Here is a 17,262-nt window from a genome sequence, read left to right as displayed (position 1 = left end):
TTAGTCGATGACCACTGCTTAAAAACTTACGTAACTGAGGAGAATTTGACTAATTTATGCCACTTATAGTTAACATTCATAGAAAAAATACCCCTATTGTTGACCTTCTCAGTTACTCCGTTACGCCACTTTCCAACTCATTGGCGACGCTTTTTATCAGGCGACGCATCCATTGATGATCGGGATTACTTTGCAACAGCGGGCTCCATGCCATCTTGACCTCAAACGGCTCTATCGCAAATGGCGCAGGTTTGATAAGCAGCTTGGGATTGTTGCGCTGTGATTGAGCAGCCTTGCTCGGAATGGTCAAGATCAGATTCTTCTGCTGTGCAAAAAGAATCGCGGAAAGGTAGTGACGAGTGAACACAGTGATATTTCGCGTCTTACCTATTTTCATCAACGCCTCATCAATCCAGCCCAGTTTCTGAGCTTGACTCGGATTGACACCGTGCCCGGTACCCATGCCGGTTTTACTTACCCAAACATGCTGCGCCTTTAGATAAGAGAACAAATCAAAGTTATCGGCGATCGGGTTGTCGCGACTGAATAGACAAGAAAAGCCATCATGCCACAGGCTCATTTGATGGAAGGACTGAGGAATATCATCAAAGCGGTTGATGACGATATCGACCGTGCCCTGCTCTACATCTTGATAGCTCACATCACTCGGCGTCATGATGTCCAAGCGTATCTTGGGGGCAATTTCACTGAGCTTTTCCAATAGCGGTTGAATAATAGTGGACTCGGCGTAATCACTCGCATGATACGAAACACGCGCTCGCTATCCTCAGCATGAAACTCGGTCGTGGTTTGCACCGTCTTTTCTACATTAGCAAGAATATTTCGGATCTGCGGCTGAAGCTTCTGGGCACGCTCGGTCGGGATCATCCCTTCACTGGTTCGCACCAAAAGTGGATCTTCAAACAAATCACGCAGGCGACGCAATCCATTACTCATCGCAGGCTGAGTGATGCCCAACTGATTCGCCGCGCGGGTCACGTTTCGTTCTCGCAGCAGCATGTCTAAATACACAAGTAAATTAAGGTCAATACGAGCAATATTCATAACAAAAATACCGAGTATAACAACTATAAATTAACAAAATTATCACACAAGCGGCTAGGATTTGTCCATAACAACTAGTTAATACTACAGGCCACTGGCCACCCTATATCCAACGTGAAACTAAGGAATAGTTATGTCGCAAATTAATCAAGATATCGAAATGATCGAAGTTGCAAAACGCGCTGCAGGTACGCCATGGGATGCCATCGATGCTGAATCTGCTGCTCGTATGCGTGCTCAAAACAAATTCAAAACTGGCCTAGATATCGCGCAATACACGGCGGATATAATGCGTGCAGACATGGAAGCGTACGACGCAGACAAGTCTCAGTACACTCAGTCTTTGGGTTGCTGGCACGGTTTCATTGGCCAACAAAAAATGATTTCTATTAAGAAGCACTTCGGTGGCAAGACTGATAAGCGTTACCTATACCTATCAGGTTGGATGGTGGCGGCACTGCGCTCTGATTTCGGTCCACTTCCAGACCAGTCAATGCATGAGAAGACGTCTGTTCCTGCACTAATCGAAGAGCTATACACCTTCCTTCGTCAAGCGGATGCGCGTGAACTAGGCGGTCTATTCCGTGAGCTAGACGCAGCTCGTGAAGCAGGCGATGTCGCACTTCAAGATCAAATCCAAGACAAAATCGACAACCATCAAACTCACGTTGTACCAATCGTTGCCGATATCGATGCTGGTTTTGGTAACGCAGAAGCGACTTACCTACTGGCTAAGAAAATGATTGAAGCGGGTGCGTGTTGTCTACAGATTGAAAACCAAGTAGCTGATGAGAAGCAGTGTGGTCACCAAGACGGTAAAGTAACCGTACCTCACGCTGACTTCCACGCGAAACTGCGCGCGCTACGTTATGCATTCCTCGAGCTTGGCATCGACAACGGCATCATCGTTGCACGTACTGACTCACAAGGCGCTGGCCTAACCAAAGAAATTGCGGTAGTGAAAGAGCCGGGCGACCAAGGCGACATCTACAACTCTTACCTAGACGTTGAAGAGATCGATGTTGCAGACATGAAACAAGGCGACGTTTGCTTTAACCGCGATGGCAAGCTAGTACGTCCTAAGCGTCTACCTTCTGGCCTATATCAGTTCCGCTCAGGTACGGGTGAAGATCGCTGTGTATTTGACTGTATCGAAGCTATCAATGCAGGTGCTGACCTACTGTGGATTGAAACTGAGAAGCCACACATCGGTCAAATCAAAGAGATGATGGACGGCGTACGTGCAGTACACCCGAACGCGAAGCTAGTTTACAACAACTCGCCTTCATTTAACTGGACGCTAAACTTCCGCCAACAAGCGTACGACGCCATGGTAGAAGCTGGTGAAGATGTATCAGCATACGACCGCGCAAACTTAATGAGCGCTGAATATGACGAAACCGAGCTATCAAAACGCGCTGACGACAAAATCCGCACGTTCCAAGCAGACGCATCACGTGAAGCAGGTATCTTCCACCACCTAATCACACTACCAACGTACCACACCGCTGCGCTATCAACAGATAACCTAGCGAAAGAGTACTTCGGTGATGAAGGCATGCTTGGCTATGTTAAGAACGTTCAACGTAAAGAAATCCGCCAAGGTATCGCGTGTGTTAAACACCAAAACATGTCTGGTTCAGATATCGGTGATGACCACAAAGAGTACTTTGCGGGTGAGAACGCGCTGAAAGCGGCGGGTGAGTTGAATACTTCGCATCAGTTTGACTAAGAGCTTTTACCCCTCCTAGCCTCCCGGCTGCGCGCCCCGCTTAAAGGGGAGGAACCACAGGCTCGCTAACGCATCGCCTTATATACAAAATACGCGATGCGACGACAGGAGCAAGCCAGTAATTCTCCCGCTTAATAACGGGACGCGTAGTCGGGGAGCTTGAGGGGGTGCTCTTCGCCCTTAACTCTTAGCCCTTAACTCTTAACCTTTAACCTTTAACCTTCAACTCTAAACTCTCACCACCCAGCTCTAAAAACAAAGAGGCCGCCCATGACCCCACAACACCTAAAAGACACCCAAACCCTACTAACAAAAACTGGCTTCACCACCAGCAACACCTGGTACCATGGCACCTCTTCAGCACTCGTCGCCTCTATCCAAGCACAAGGCTTAAAACGCTCTGGCGACCAAGCCTCAATGATGTCGCAAAAGCCACCATGCAACCATAGGAAATCACTTCCAAGACGCCACCGAGCCAGTATTTCTCACGCAAAGTAAAGAGCTCGCCTACTATTGGGCGCAGCAAACGGTTCGCGAACGTGGTGTAAGGTTTGGAGGAAGTGAAGAGCCCGTCGTTTTGCAGGTAAACCTCAACGAGGATCAGCAAAGTCGCGTTAAACCGGACGTAGGCGCAATGAGCCTTCTGATGATGCGTGATGGCGAGGCATTTATGGCGCACATCGCTAAGCTCTATCAAGACAATAATCTTGCCGTGCCAGAGATTGACCTTCGCAACGCCGATCGAATGGATTTCTTAAACATTCTTGGCATGGCTTACATCAATGAAGACATTAGCCGAGGATGCATTGAAGAGCTGCGTGAGCCTGTCACGGAGTAAGCTCACACAAATAGATGCTCTTATCGACTCATTCGATAGAGCTTGCCAATACAAGGGTAGCTTTTGTCGAATAAACGCGTCTGCTGAGCTAAAAACAGCTCAGCGGTGGCGATGGCATCAATGAGTGCTTCATGACCATTGTACTCTGGCAGTCCGTATCTTTCCCTTGTTTCTGCAAGACGCACATCGATAGAGCTGTCTGCGTTAACGGCCTTGGCCATTGATTTTTCGATAGCTAAGGTATCAATCCAGAGTATCGGCACGTCCTTCAAACCATATCGATGATTCAAATATTCCTCTACAAACGACGCTTCTATGATCGCACCGTGAGCAATCAATATACGGTTCTTCGCCGCATCAAATAGTCGATTCATCGCTTCATCGAGGGGAACACCATCTTTGAGCATTTCCGGAACAATGTGGTTTACGACTGCACCGTCTGCATTGACGCTTGCTGTTGTATCGACGTACAAATGCTGAGCAGACTCCAAGTCAATGCTAAACCCATTCACCGCAACCCAGCCCACGCTTAAGATGCTATCAGTGCTGGCATCCAATCCCGTCTCTCGAAATCAACGACCAGATAGTTCAACTGACTGCCAAACGACTCAATCTCTGGAAGTTCACCACTTGATAGTCCATCCAGCTCTTTTGGTGTGGAGACCTTTGAAAAGTACTGTGTACGCTTTTTTTCAAATTGATGGTACGCGTGAATGCGGTTCATCAGTTTCCAAACGGCTCTCAACACAAACTATATCCTTCCACCAAAGCGAACTTTCGCCGCATCTTGCAACCCAGAAATGATCAAAAACGCGTCCTTTAGATTGCCACGTTCAAAACTGCCAAATGTATCGGGATTAATATGGCTGTTTGGTTGACCACCTTGCTTTAACGCTTCCAACTGATGGTGTTGCCTAAACATCAATACATATTGATAGGTGTTGAGGATATTCTTGTAGGCATCATCGCTTAAGATCCCCTGCTCATTAGCTCGCGTGAAACGTTCTTTGGTATTGGCAGATTCACACTCTACGGCTAGGCCATAGATGCGCGCCAAATCAATGATCAAGTTAATTGCGTACTTCTTGATATTGAGGGTTTTCTTATTCTCGCCAGTTTTTTCCAACACGAGGTTTTTGAATACCCCAAGCGGTGGCTGAGTATTAATGGCGTCTCTTGTCAAAATACCAAGGAATTCACGGTTTGATTTTATCTGGCTATGCAGCTCATCTCTGAGCTCATCAGCGTAACTCGACTCACCGTATACGCAGCGTATCTCTAAGAACACACTGATGTTGAGAAGACGCTCATACTCAGGGTTCGATACCCATTTGCGGTAGTATTCTCTCCACACGGATAGTGGCTGACACCATTTCGGCGTCGCTGCCATGTAATTGCCAGGACAGAGAGGATAACCACATGCATCCAGCCCCTTCACCACGTATTGGGAAAGTTGACGGAAATAAACTTTATCATTTTCAGTCGCGTCGTCACTGAGCACCAATGCACTGTCTTGATCAGACAGCATATGGACTTCATTTCGGGCGTGTGAACCGGCAACGATCCACGCAAACTTGCACGGTGGCTCTCCGAAGTGGGAGATCGCCATTTGAATTAGACGTCGGTTGTAAGCATCCATCATCATCGCCATTACTCGACCAGTAATATCTGGCGGCACTTGCCCCTCGATAAGTGCTTCGAATATCGCTTGTCGCTCGGTATTGAGCGCTTCCAAGTCTTCAACTGACTCGGCATACTTTATCTTCTCAATTAGGAAGATAGCTTGCATACGATGGTTTTGAACTAAGTGAGAAGTGGTGAGCAGTCCGACAACCTTGCCTTCGTCAACGACAGGTAGACTGCGAATATTGTGCTGCATCATCAGTGATGCAGCATGCAGAACTAAGTCATTAGGGCTGACGGTCATAGGATTGGCCGTCATGACTGATTTGATTGGCGCATTGAGTTCATACCCGTCCGCAATTACGCGTTTGGTCATGTCCCTGTCAGTAATAATGCCGATTAACTGACCGTCATCACAGACCACGCTGTCGAAGAACGCTTTTTATAACGCATCTCCTTGGCCACCTCTTGAATCGACATTTTTGCATCTACAATAGCAATGGCTTTGCTAGCGACCTCAGACACCGTTCGAATAAACAAACCTTTTTCTTTGTTCGACCATACGACATCCAGCGCGGACTTAAGTCGTGTTTGAGCTTGTGCGGCGAAATGCTCGGCGAACTCTGGAGAGTCCTTGAAAATCGACGTCAATGCCTTATGTGGAATCAGATACAGTAAGGTGTTCTCCAAAGCAATGGCTTTGTAGCCCTTTTGATCCGAGACACTGCTGTCTAAGAAGGTAAAACCGAAAACATCCTCTGCACCCAATCTTGCACGCAGTACGCCATCCGATTCTCTTTGCTCCATAGCACCGGAGCGGATCACGTACAGATATTTGTCTTGTTTCTCTGACTCTTCTACCTCGACGGATTGCGCTGTTGTGCTATTCAAGCAAGGGTCAAGGATCTCGCCTTTCCCCACGTAGGTAATTTTAACCGTGGAAGCGACCTGTCTTACCAGCGACTCAGGCATTTTATTGAATGGGTCTACGTTATTGAGAAAGTGAGTAATATTGGGTACAAGAGCATCGGTCATGTTTGTCTCCAGACTTCTATTTTGTATTACAATAGCAATTATTTATATTTAGGACTAGCGTAAATAAAAAAGGCAGCGTAAACGCTGCCCTCTTGCTCTTTCACTATGATATTAGCTCGCCACTGGAAGACGGTGATTTTCTTCACGTAGGTGGTTTGCAGACGCTTCTCTCGCCTTAGCTGAGTCGCCAGCCATAATCGCTTCGTAGATACGGCGATGCTCGTTGATACATGTTGAACCTCCATCGGAAGAGAACTGAAGAAAGTTCACAAACATGGTGGTTAGGATGTTACCAAACGGCAAGAAGAAGTCGTTGCCTGTCGCGTTAAAAATAAGCGAGTGGAAACGCGTATCCACATCCAGCCATTTCATTTGATCGAAAGGCTCTGCTTCTGAAACCTCAACCATCTCTTGGAAGGTGGCAGAAAGTTCGATGCGTTGCTCAGCAGATGCAAATCTCGCCGCCAGTGCACAAGCCTCTGGCTCAATGGCACGGCGCAGTCCAAGGAACTGGCCACAAAACTGTTCAACATCACTAATGCCATCCATCCACTCGATCAGTTGCGGATCAAGGAAGTTCCAGTAGGCACGGTCAACAACGCGAGTACCGATCTTTGGTCGTGACTCCAGTAACCCTTTTGAAGTTAACAGTTTAACCGCTTCACGAAGCGCAGTACGACTGATACCGAACTGCTCACACAAAGCCATTTCACCCGGGATGATTGAGCCCTCAGCCAAATCACCTGAGAGGATACCTCTGGCGATGTCTCTCGCTACCTGCACATGGATACTGCGCTTGGAGCCCGTTATTACATTGAACTTACCTGACATAATGCTACCGATTTTGAATTGAATATGTATTATTTTAGTAGATATCTTACCATTAATAGAGGTCGAGTAAATGTGACCTCCCGCATTTATTGATGATAAGTCCTCAGCTCTGTACAGCATTTGCCGCGTTAAATCCCATAACGAACTGAATCTTCGTTCAAATCATTCATTCCCTGTCACTCACAATAATCAATCTAACTTTGTATTTTGTGACACTTCAATCTATCTCACCAAGCAAATAAATGATATTGTATTACTTAATGTCTATTAGCTAGTACATGGGGATCGTTAACCACCTTGGTAGAGACATCACTGACAGCGGCACACCGTTGTTGCTGCAGGCAAACTGGATGTTTGCGCCATGCCAAAACGACCCTTAGAGAACAAATACAGACAAAGGAATGATCATGCTCTCAAACGAATCAGCAGGGAATGCTGTTGCAGCATCAGACTCTTCATCGAGCCATCGGGTCTATGTACAAGTCGCTAAGGAAATTGCGATAAAGATATTAACTGGAGAGCTGAACCAAGGTGAAAAGCTGCCATGTGAGAATGATCTCAAGGCCAAGTTTGGTATTAGCCGGACTTCACTGCGAGAGTGCAACAAACTGCTAGAGGCGAAAGGATTGATTTCCTCTAAGCCCAAAGTTGGAACAAGTGTCGAAGCTCGCCAGCAATGGCACTTTCTCGACCCTCAACTTCTCGACTGGATCAAAGAGGCAGACAACGTACAACGATTTTTAACCCAGTTTTTAGGACTGAGGAAAGCTATTGAGCCTGAAGCGTGCTCCATCGCGGCACGCTATGCATCGATTGACCATCGAAAGGCGCTATCGATTAGCTTTCAAAACATGAAACGAGCGGCTGCGTGCCACGACTACGCAGCGTGGACGATCAACGACCACCAGTTTCACAAAACAATTTTTCTGGCAACCGGTAACCCATTCTACATACCGTTTGCCAATATCCTTGAATCACTATTCAAGACATTTATAGACGAGTCCTCGACTGGAGGACGGTTTTGTTTAGAAGAGCACGAAGCCATCTACGACGCCATTATGACGGGCGACGCATTCAAGGCTCGAGCTTCTTCTCAACTATTACTCAATGACCATAACCAGAAGCTCGCGTTAGTCACGCCGAGTTAGGTAACACTTTAAGGAAAACAGCATGTTTGTTTACAACAAAGACATCAAACTAGAAGATCAAGGCGGCGGTCTACGTCGTAAAGTACTTGCTCATTGCGAAAACATGATGACTGTCGAAGTTCACTTCGAGACAGGCACAGTGGCACCAATGCACAACCACCCACACGAACAGATCACGTACGTAGTCTCTGGCGAGTTTGACTTTACTGTTGGTGACGAAACCAAGCGTGTGACTGCTGGCGACACGGTTTACAAAGTGCCTAACATCATGCACGGTTGTACATGTGTTAAAGAAGGCGTGCTGATTGATAACTTCACACCAATGCGCAAAGACTTCGTTTAAGCCATAGACTTAATCCTTTGCCGGGCCTCGCCCATTTTTATTAATGATTTTCACAAAGCTAACAGCGAAGGCTGTTAGCTTTTTTTGTTTCTCTCAGCTTCAGCATTTATTCAATGGTCTAAGTCTAGACATGTATTATCAATCAAATTAGTAAATTGGACGCACTTCTTCATCTGCTATTGTCTCAAAAATATCTGCATAGTTTCCCCCGTTATACACCAGAGAGCATTATGGCTGAGTGGCCAGATAACGACTTAGAACAGATGAAGGCACAGAACTGACTGAAGCTCAGGCTCATGACATCGCTGATGCCGATATGAAGCTCACTGGCACTAAGCCAGAAAGCCTCCCAATTTTGTTTGGTATTATCGAAGTTAACTCCGACATTACCTGTGCCGATGAGGTGAGAATGGACGAGGAGTATTGAGTCAAGTGCGACTATGGATGGAATGAGAAACAGCCTAAAGACCCGGCACGCTTGTAATACACTCTGGGGTTAAAACGTAAAAAAGGAAGGCCAAAAGCCTTCCTTCTACTTAATTGCATTGTTGTGTTATTAGTTTGCTTCCGCTTCCGTTAGGTTCGCTTCTGCACTTTCATCCACCGCTTTAACGAGTAGAACACCAACACCAGCCACGATAACACCACACAAAATGAACACTGCGCGTCCCCATAGTGGGTTAGGTAGTAGCGCCATTAGACACACACCAAAACCTGCAACCGCGATAAGCTTACCAAGCATTTGACGCTGTTTGTTATCCAGTTTCTTCTGAGCCGCTGACTCTGAAACTAGTGGCGTAGATAGGTTACCGAAGAACTTGTCTACATCAGCTTGACGCTTCTCAGTAAGTGGCTTGTAGAACAGTGTAGATAGTACGAAGAAACCACCTGTTAGCGTAATGTGACCCATTAGACCAATCGCTACTTTCACATCAGACCATTCACGCTTAGTCAGCTCTTCTAGACCAAATACTGATGAAACCATTTCTGCATTGATAACAAAACCAACCACGTAAGAGACGATACCACCTACAACTAGCGTACCCCAGCCAGCCCAGTCAGGCGTTTTCTTGATGAAGAAGCCAAGGAACGCTGGAATGGTCATTGGGAAGCCGATCAAAGCACCTACATACATCATGGTATCGAACAAGCTCAGACCCTTAAGCGAGTTGATGAACTGTGCGATTAGGATGATAGCGAAACCAAATACTGTTGACGTGATTTTCGAAACCGTTACTAGCTCTTTCTCAGACGCTTGACCCTTACGAACAATCGGCTCATAGAAGTTCTTAACAAAGATACCCGAGTTACGGTTAAGGCCTGAGTCCATTGAAGACATAGTTGCTGCGAACATTGCTGCTACTAGAAGACCCACCATACCTGCTGGCATGTACTCTTGTACAAAGTATAGGTAAGCAAAGTCACCTGCTTTACGGCCTTGCTCTGGGTAAGCAGCCGCTAGGTCAACACCTTGACCTGCGATGTACCAAGAAGGCATGAACCAAATAAATACACCACAAAGCATCAGTACACACGCTAGAAGCGCTGCTTTCTTCGCGTTCTTTGAGTCCTTCGCCGCTAGGTAACGGTAAGAGTTAAGCATGTTGTTTGTAATAGAGAACTGCTTAACAAAGATGAAGAATGCCCATAGGCTGAAGATGCTTAGGTAGTTTAGGTTGTTACCTGCTAGGAATGAACCGCCTTCTTGCACTGGGAAGTTGTTAACGATTTCGCCAACACCACCACCTTGTACAACAGCAACAACAGCACACGTCACGGTTACCGCCATGATGATAACCATCTGCATGAAGTCAGATGCGATTACCGCCCATGAGCCACCCGTTACTGACATCGCCAATACAACGAGACCTGTTACCCAAATGGTAAGGTTCATGTCGAAACCGAAGATGCCCGAAGCGATAATCGCTAGAGCGTTTAGCCATACACCCGCAGAGACAACACTGTTAGGCATCGAAGACCAAGTAAATACCTGCTCGTTCGTTGCACCAAAACGCATGCGAATAGCTTCGATAACGGTGACTACACGTAACTGACGGAACTTAGGTGCGAAGTAAGCGTAGTTCATGAAGTAACCAAACGCGTTCGCAAGGAAAATAAAGGCGACGGCGAAACCATCGTTGTATGCTTTACCTGCAGCACCAGTAAATGTCCAAGCACTGAACTGAGTCATAAAGGCGGTAGCGCCCACCATCCACCAAAGCATGTTACCACCCCCGCGGAAGTAGTCACTGGTGGTGTTGGTAAATGTTCGGAACATCCAACCTATTGCCATTAGGAAGAGGAAGTAAACTCCCACAATAACTGTGTTTAAATCCATGATATGTGAATCCTTGTCGTTTTTACTTGTTGTATGATTAATATAACGAGTAAATCGACCTTTTTGTAATACAATATACCCATCCGTGACGTGGATATCGTTTTTGGTGTGGAAAAGCGTCCACATAGTTACCTTGATCAAACTTTGTTACGGTTGCGAGCGTGACAAAGCGAACTTTGGTAGTCGAAACGCCTTTAAAACTAAAAGCCACACATCGCTAGCTAACGCAACCCAGTGTTCCCCGCAAACAGTACCAGAGCAAAATCTATAAGAAACAACATCATAAAAAGATAGTTATATCATTACCTTCAATACCCTTCCCTTTGCCTAAACATGAAGCAAGTGTTTCAAAGTGTAAAAAGTGTGAGCTAAATCTTTATATCAATAAAAAACACCTTTGTTCAGGTGAAATATTGAGCCATTTCACAGAAAGTTAGCATTGAGCCACCTAGTATTTGTAATACATTAATTCAATAACAGAAAATTGATGCCATGGACGACCACGAGATAGGCTTTTGTAAGATGTTTCGGTAATCAAAGGAAAACGCACTCTGCAATAACTATCAAGTGAATGAGTAACAAAGTCCCTCTTAACAATGGTTATAAACACAATGTATTCCTTGCACCCCGCTAGGTTACTCGATGTTTATCGCCACAAAGAAATGACAATATAAATAGATAAACTAGGGAAATATCAGTATGAAACTTAAGCAATCTGCTCTTGGTGTTGCACTTGTATTATTCGCTGGCGCTGCAACAGCGGCCTCTGTTGACTTCCGTCAGGAATATAAACACGAGCAAGAATCCTATGCGAGTCGATTTAAAGTTAGCGGTGGCGTAGGAAATGTATATTTTGGTGTCGAAGCTAAACAAAACGGAAATATTTTTGAAGACTGGCGCTCAGGTGACAATGAATTTGAGATTGGTTACAAATATAAAATCAACGATAAGCTTTACCTTCAGCCAGGCATGCCCGTGACGTTTTCTTCCACTAACGTCACCTACAAGCCACAGATTCGAGTAGGCTATAAGTTCGATTCTGGCTTGGTCGCTAAGTTTCGCTATCGTCACGAGTTCCGTTACTACCAAGAGGGTAGCTCCACAACTGGTCGCGACGGTAACAAATATTCCTCTGTAAACAAAAGTAAGTTAACTGCCAACCTAGACTATAAATGGAACTACTGGCAGTTTGGGCTTGAAGGCAACTACACCGAAGACTTCTTCAATGAAATCTATAAAACGGGTCAAAACGGCCAATACGACTGGGATTACAACCTCAAAATCGGCTACAAAGGAAAAGACTGGGCATGGCGTCCATATGTTGAGTTTGGTAACGTCAACTGCTCTAGCTCCTGCAGTGAAGATGCTACACGCCAGCTTCGCTCTCGTGTAGGCATAACCTATAGCTTCTAATGTTTACTATCCGTCATTTTTCAATGCCCACTTAACTGGGCATTGAAATTATACCTATTTAAATAGCACTGATATCTAGCGTGATTGAATCAATTGTTATATTGGCGAACTGTTAAACTTCAATAAATAAGATGGCCATTTTAACATCGGATTAAACATATTCACTTTCAAACGCCAAATATAAATCATTGCTGTTATTTATTTTAAAGTCACAAAGAACAGTGTTTATTCGGTTGCTGATTTGCAACAAGGAGTAGTTATGTCTGGTGTTCAGTTAAATAACATCGTTAAAGCGTATGGCGATACTAGTGTCGTACATGGCATTAATTTAGAAGTAAAGTCGAAAGAGTTTATCGTATTGGTTGGCCCTTCAGGCTGTGGAAAATCGACGACGCTACGCATGTTAGCTGGGCTAGAAGAGATCACCGATGGCGATATTCACATTGAGGACCGCCGCGTCAACGAAGTCGCACCCAAAGATCGCGATGTGGCTATGGTATTCCAGAACTACGCACTGTACCCACACCTAAGTGTTTTCGAGAACATTGCGTTTGGCCTAAGAATTCGCAAAGTTCCCAAGGATGAAGTCACCAAGTCTGTCAATGATGTGGCGGAAATTTTAGGCTTAAAAGAACTTCTAGAGCGTCGCCCTGCCGACCTTTCCGGTGGCCAACGCCAGCGTGTTGCCATGGGCCGTGCGATTGTTCGCCATCCTAAAGTCTTTCTATTTGATGAACCCCTTTCTAACTTGGATGCCAAACTTCGCACCCAAATGCGCGCTGAAATTAAGCGTCTTCACCACCGCTTGGGCGTAACCAGCGTTTACGTTACCCACGATCAGGTCGAGGCGATGACACTGGCAGACCGAATTGTTGTGATGAGCAACGGTAAAATCGAGCAAATTGGCACGCCAATGGAGCTCTTCAATAGTCCAGTGAACACCTTTGTTGCCACCTTTATCGGCTCGCCACCTATGAACCTTATCGAAGCACGCGCATCACTGCGTGAAGATGGGTGGTATGCAGAATTTGAAGAGATTCAATGCAAACTGCCAAATGTTGCAGGACTTGAGCACAACAAGAATATTCTTTTGGGGATCAGGCCAGAATATATCGACATCGAACCTGTTGACCAAGCAAGCGCAATTCCTGTTCACATCAACCTCGTCGAGACACTGGGTTCCGAAGCATTGCTGCACACCAAATCTGTCGGCAAACCGTTTGTCGTTAAGACCGAAACCCATGGTCGCATCGATCACCTTGATCACATCAACACATTGTACTTCCGAGAGGACGCCATCACCGTCTTTGATCAATCGACTGGCAATGCGCTCAAGCGTATCGCGGTGAACTAGACGGAGCGTGTGTTATGGAAAACCTTCATCAAAATACAGATGAGACACTCAAGTCGCCTACTTCGCAAAGCAAGTTGCAGAAAAAGACCAAGTGGCTCATCCATCACTTTAAAAAAGAGTGGCAACTTTACCTGCTACTCGCACCTACCGTTATTTGGTTTTTAGTCTTCCTCTACAAACCGATGTATGGTCTGCAAATCGCCTTTAAAGACTACAGCGTATTTCGTGGAATCACAGAGAGCCCTTGGGTGGGGTTTGAACACTTCGTTACGCTGTTTGAAAACGATCAGTTCTTACGTGCCATTCGCAACACTGTGATGATAAGTGGTGCTAGCCTTATTTTTGGCTTCCCGGTGCCAATCATCCTCGCACTGATGTTCAATGAGATCCTCAATGCGAAGTTCAAACGCACCGCACAAACGATTGTGTATCTCCCACACTTTATCTCGGCCGTAATTATTGCAGGTATTGTGATTACCGCGTTTTCACCCTCAACCGGTGTGGTGAATCTGTTCCTCAATGCTCTGGGTTATGACTCGGTGTACTTCCTTACCAAACCGGAGTGGTTCCGTACGATATTCGTCGGTACTGGCATTTGGCAAGAAGCAGGCTTTAGCTCCATTGTTTTCCTAGCGGCAATTGCAGGTGTTAATCCATCACTCTATGAGTCTGCAGTCGTGGACGGCGCTTCGCGCTGGCAGATGATGTGGAAGATCACGCTACCTTGCATCCTTCCGACGGTCATCATCATGTTGATCATTCGTATCGGTAACATCCTCGAGGTTGGCTTTGAGATGATCATCATGCTCTATCAGCCTGCCACTTACGAAACCGCAGACGTCATCAGCACCTTCATTTACCGTCAAGGTATTCAAGCTGCTCAGTACGATCTCGCCGCTGCCGCCGGTCTGTTCAATGCTGTTATCGCCTTTATCTTAGTGATGACCGCTAACAAGATCAGCCGTCGCGTCTCTTCAACATCGCTGTGGTAATGGAGTAAGTTATGAGCCAAGCAATGAATATGAATCTGTACTCCCGAGGCGATAAGGCGTTCGTTTATCTGAACATGTTCCTCGTGGGTATCTTCACCATCAGTACACTTTACCCCTTCATCTACGTGGCATCGATGTCTATCAGTGCTGGTGATGCGGTAACAGCGGGTCAGGTTGTGCTCACCCCTGTCGATATCACATTTGCCGCGTATGAGAAGGTCATTACAGATCCCGCTTTTTGGACATCGTATAAGAATACCTTTATCTACACCTTTGGCGGCACGCTAGTCAGTCTATTGATTATCGTTCCCGGTGCCTACGCACTATCTAGACCGCAGCTACTGGGTCGCAAGTACTGGAACATCCTAGTCGCGTTCACCATGTGGTTTAACGCGGGCATGATTCCGTTCTTCTTGAACATGCGCGATCTCGGCTTACTTGATAGCTACTTCGGTATCATCATCGGTTTTGCCTGTAACGCGTTCAACATCATCCTACTTCGTAACTTCTTTGAGGCTATCCCCAAGTCATTTGAAGAAGCGGCTCGAATGGATGGTGCCAATGACTTCCAAGTACTTTGGAAGGTATTTATACCACTAGCAAAACCTGCCCTCGCGACAGTCACGCTATTTTGTATCGTTGCGCGCTGGAACGGCTTCTTCTGGGCCATGGTATTGCTTCGCGATGAAAGCAAGGTGCCACTTCAGGTTTATCTGCGTCAGATCATTACTCAGCTGACAGACGACGATACGTTCGCCAGTACTTTGATTAACTCAGCTTACTCCTTTGAGACCGTAAGCGCGGCAATCATGATCTGCTCAATCATTCCGGTGCTTCTGATTTATCCATTTATTCAAAAGTACTTCAACAAGGGAATTATGTTGGGTGGGTTAAAGAGTAACCCCCTCTTCCTAATACAAAACACAATAACGAGAAAGGAAACAAAAGATGAATGTAAAAATCACTGCGTTGTCTACCCTGATCGCTGCTACGCTTGCTGCCCCAGCATTTGCAGCGGAAGATGGTGCATACAAAGTGGCAGATAAGCCAATCAAACTCGACATCCACCTACACCAAAAGAAGTTCGTCTATAACAACGACTGGCCAGTGGAAAAAGAAGCGGCGCGTCTGACTAACGTTCACCTAAACAACGTAGCCTCAATGGCAACCACCAAGAGTGAAGAAGCGTTTAACCTGCTGATCGCATCGGGCGACCTGCCTGATATCGTCGGCGGTTCGAGCATGAAGAACAACGTCAACACGTACGGTCCTGAAGGTGCGTTTGTTCCTCTTAACAAACTGATTGAAGAGCATGCGCCAAACATTAAAGCATTCTTTGACGCCAACCCTGATGTTTGGGCATCCATCAAAGCCTCCGATGGCAACGTGTATTACATCCCGTACCTACCAGACGGTAAATACGGTCGTGGCTACTTTGTGCGTTATGACTGGCTAGAAAAACTCGGTCTTGAGCCACCGAAAAATGTCGACGAAATGTACGAGGTGCTCAAAGCATTCCGCGATAAAGATCCAAACGGCAACGGCAAGAAAGATGAAGTTCCTTTCTTTGCACGTCACTGGCAAGAGATGGTTCGTCTCGTAACATTATGGGATGGTCGTACGTCTGGCTCTGATGTATTCCACGACTTCCACGTTGTTGATGGCCAGATCAAACACGGCTACGCGCAAGAAAACTACAAAGTCGGTATTCAGAACCTCGCCAAATGGTATCAAGAGGGTCTCATCGATGCCGAAGTATTCACTCGCGGCAGTCGATCTCGTGAGTACTTATTGTCTGCAGACCTTGGTGGTATGACCCACGACTGGTTTGCGTCTACTTCTGGCTATAACGATTCACTCGCAGACAAAGTAAAAGGCTTCCAATTTAAAGCGTTCGCGCCACCAGCATCAATCAGTGGTAAACGTGTTGAGGAGCACCGCCGCGCCAAAGTGAAGCCAGACGGCTGGGCTATCTCATACACTAACGAACACCCAATCGAAACCATTAAGTACTTCGATTTCTGGTTCACACAAGAAGGTAAACGCCTAGCAAACTTCGGTATCCAAGGTGAGCACTATGACCTAGTCGATGGCAAGCCAGTCTTTAAAAAAGAGATCCTAGAAGCGGATACGCCGGTTAACGCACAAATGTGGGCGATCGGTGCTCAAGTTCAACGTGGTTTCCCAATGGATTATCAGAACGAAGTGCAGTGGTCGAACAAATACGCGCTTGAAGGTATAGCCCTGTATGACCAAGGTGATTACTTGTTAGAACCATTCATGGGTGTCTCTCTAAATGCGAAAGAGAAAGACATCTACGACAAGCACTGGGTCACCATCCGCGACTATATGGTAGAGATGCAGCAAGCTTGGATCTTAGGCTCTCGTGATATCGAGAAAGACTGGCCAAATTACCAAAAGAGCATAGAGCGCATGGGTTATAAAAAAGTCGTGAGTGCGATGCAAGCTGCTTACGATAGAGCTTATAAAGCGAATTAATCTTTAAAAAAACCAAACTTACAGACCCGCATCAAAAACGATGCGGGTCTT

Annotated in this window: 12 protein-coding genes and 3 pseudogenes; 9 read left to right on the top strand and 6 right to left on the bottom strand. The window is 46.1% G+C overall.

Annotation, left to right across the window (positions count from 1 at the left end):
* Positions 1 to 112 precede the first annotated feature (112 nt).
* A pseudogene (locus tag TZ48_RS13115) lies at positions 113 to 1,065 on the bottom strand (LysR family transcriptional regulator).
* Positions 1,066 to 1,198: 133 nt separating this feature from the next.
* Between TZ48_RS13115 and TZ48_RS13110 the strand changes: the two are divergent.
* Together TZ48_RS13110 and TZ48_RS13105 are read left to right on the top strand one after the other, a co-directional pair.
* Entirely contained in the window at positions 1,199 to 2,797 is a 1,599-nt protein-coding gene (locus TZ48_RS13110) for an isocitrate lyase (RefSeq protein WP_112479478.1), read from the top strand.
* Positions 2,798 to 3,067: 270 nt separating this feature from the next.
* Positions 3,068 to 3,635: pseudogene (locus tag TZ48_RS13105) on the top strand (hypothetical protein).
* A gap of 20 nt (positions 3,636 to 3,655) precedes the next feature.
* On the opposite strand, the gene TZ48_RS13100 reads toward TZ48_RS13105, so the two are convergent.
* From TZ48_RS13100 to TZ48_RS13085, 4 genes and pseudogenes are all read right to left on the bottom strand, one after another.
* On the bottom strand, positions 3,656 to 4,192 hold the full coding sequence (locus tag TZ48_RS13100) for a 3'-5' exonuclease (RefSeq protein WP_112479477.1): 537 nt from the start codon (positions 4,190 to 4,192) through the stop codon (positions 3,656 to 3,658).
* Positions 4,165 to 4,383, bottom strand: coding sequence for a hypothetical protein (locus tag TZ48_RS13095; protein WP_112479476.1), 219 nt, complete (start codon positions 4,381 to 4,383; stop codon positions 4,165 to 4,167). Before TZ48_RS13095 ends, TZ48_RS13100 begins: the two co-directional genes overlap by 28 nt.
* Before the next feature lie 3 nt (positions 4,384 to 4,386).
* Positions 4,387 to 6,293, bottom strand: a pseudogene (locus TZ48_RS13090) (DUF294 nucleotidyltransferase-like domain-containing protein).
* Positions 6,294 to 6,404: 111 nt separating this feature from the next.
* Positions 6,405 to 7,124: a FadR/GntR family transcriptional regulator gene (locus TZ48_RS13085; protein WP_112479475.1), complete on the bottom strand. Its 720-nt coding sequence runs from the start codon at positions 7,122 to 7,124 to the stop codon at positions 6,405 to 6,407.
* A 407-nt stretch (positions 7,125 to 7,531) separates the two neighbouring features.
* On the opposite strand from TZ48_RS13085, the gene TZ48_RS13080 reads away from it, so the two are divergent.
* Positions 7,532 to 8,272 (top strand): FadR/GntR family transcriptional regulator, encoded by a 741-nt coding sequence (locus tag TZ48_RS13080; protein WP_112479474.1) that lies wholly within the window; start codon positions 7,532 to 7,534, stop codon positions 8,270 to 8,272.
* Positions 8,273 to 8,294: 22 nt separating this feature from the next.
* Positions 8,295 to 8,615: a cupin domain-containing protein gene (locus TZ48_RS13075; RefSeq protein ID WP_042494945.1), complete on the top strand. Its 321-nt coding sequence runs from the start codon at positions 8,295 to 8,297 to the stop codon at positions 8,613 to 8,615.
* 556 nt (positions 8,616 to 9,171) lie between these two features.
* Here TZ48_RS13075 and TZ48_RS13070 read toward each other — a convergent pair.
* The gene (locus tag TZ48_RS13070; RefSeq protein ID WP_112479473.1) at positions 9,172 to 10,953 is read right to left on the bottom strand and encodes a sodium:solute symporter family transporter; all 1,782 of its coding nucleotides are present in this window, start codon (positions 10,951 to 10,953) and stop codon (positions 9,172 to 9,174) included.
* A 699-nt stretch (positions 10,954 to 11,652) separates the two neighbouring features.
* Here TZ48_RS13070 and TZ48_RS13065 point away from each other — a divergent pair.
* The 5 genes from TZ48_RS13065 (at position 11,653) to TZ48_RS13045 (ending at position 17,211) form a co-directional block, all read left to right on the top strand.
* Entirely contained in the window at positions 11,653 to 12,366 is a 714-nt protein-coding gene (locus tag TZ48_RS13065) for an oligogalacturonate-specific porin KdgM family protein (RefSeq protein ID WP_112479472.1), read from the top strand.
* A 259-nt stretch (positions 12,367 to 12,625) separates the two neighbouring features.
* Positions 12,626 to 13,720: an ABC transporter ATP-binding protein gene (locus TZ48_RS13060; protein ID WP_112479471.1), complete on the top strand. Its 1,095-nt coding sequence runs from the start codon at positions 12,626 to 12,628 to the stop codon at positions 13,718 to 13,720.
* A gap of 14 nt (positions 13,721 to 13,734) precedes the next feature.
* On the top strand, positions 13,735 to 14,712 hold the full coding sequence (locus tag TZ48_RS13055) for an ABC transporter permease (RefSeq protein WP_112460012.1): 978 nt from the start codon (positions 13,735 to 13,737) through the stop codon (positions 14,710 to 14,712).
* An 11-nt stretch (positions 14,713 to 14,723) separates the two neighbouring features.
* Complete coding sequence (locus TZ48_RS13050; RefSeq protein ID WP_239670848.1) at positions 14,724 to 15,758, top strand: carbohydrate ABC transporter permease; 1,035 nt, start codon at positions 14,724 to 14,726, stop codon at positions 15,756 to 15,758.
* Positions 15,661 to 17,211 (top strand): extracellular solute-binding protein, encoded by a 1,551-nt coding sequence (locus tag TZ48_RS13045; RefSeq protein WP_112479470.1) that lies wholly within the window; start codon positions 15,661 to 15,663, stop codon positions 17,209 to 17,211. Before TZ48_RS13050 ends, TZ48_RS13045 begins: the two co-directional genes overlap by 98 nt.
* Positions 17,212 to 17,262: the final 51 nt, after the last annotated feature.

The sequence above is a fragment of the Vibrio variabilis genome, from assembly GCF_003263785.1.
GTDB lineage: Bacteria > Pseudomonadota > Gammaproteobacteria > Enterobacterales > Vibrionaceae > Vibrio > Vibrio variabilis.
This window is presented reverse-complemented; position numbering and strand designations above follow the sequence as displayed.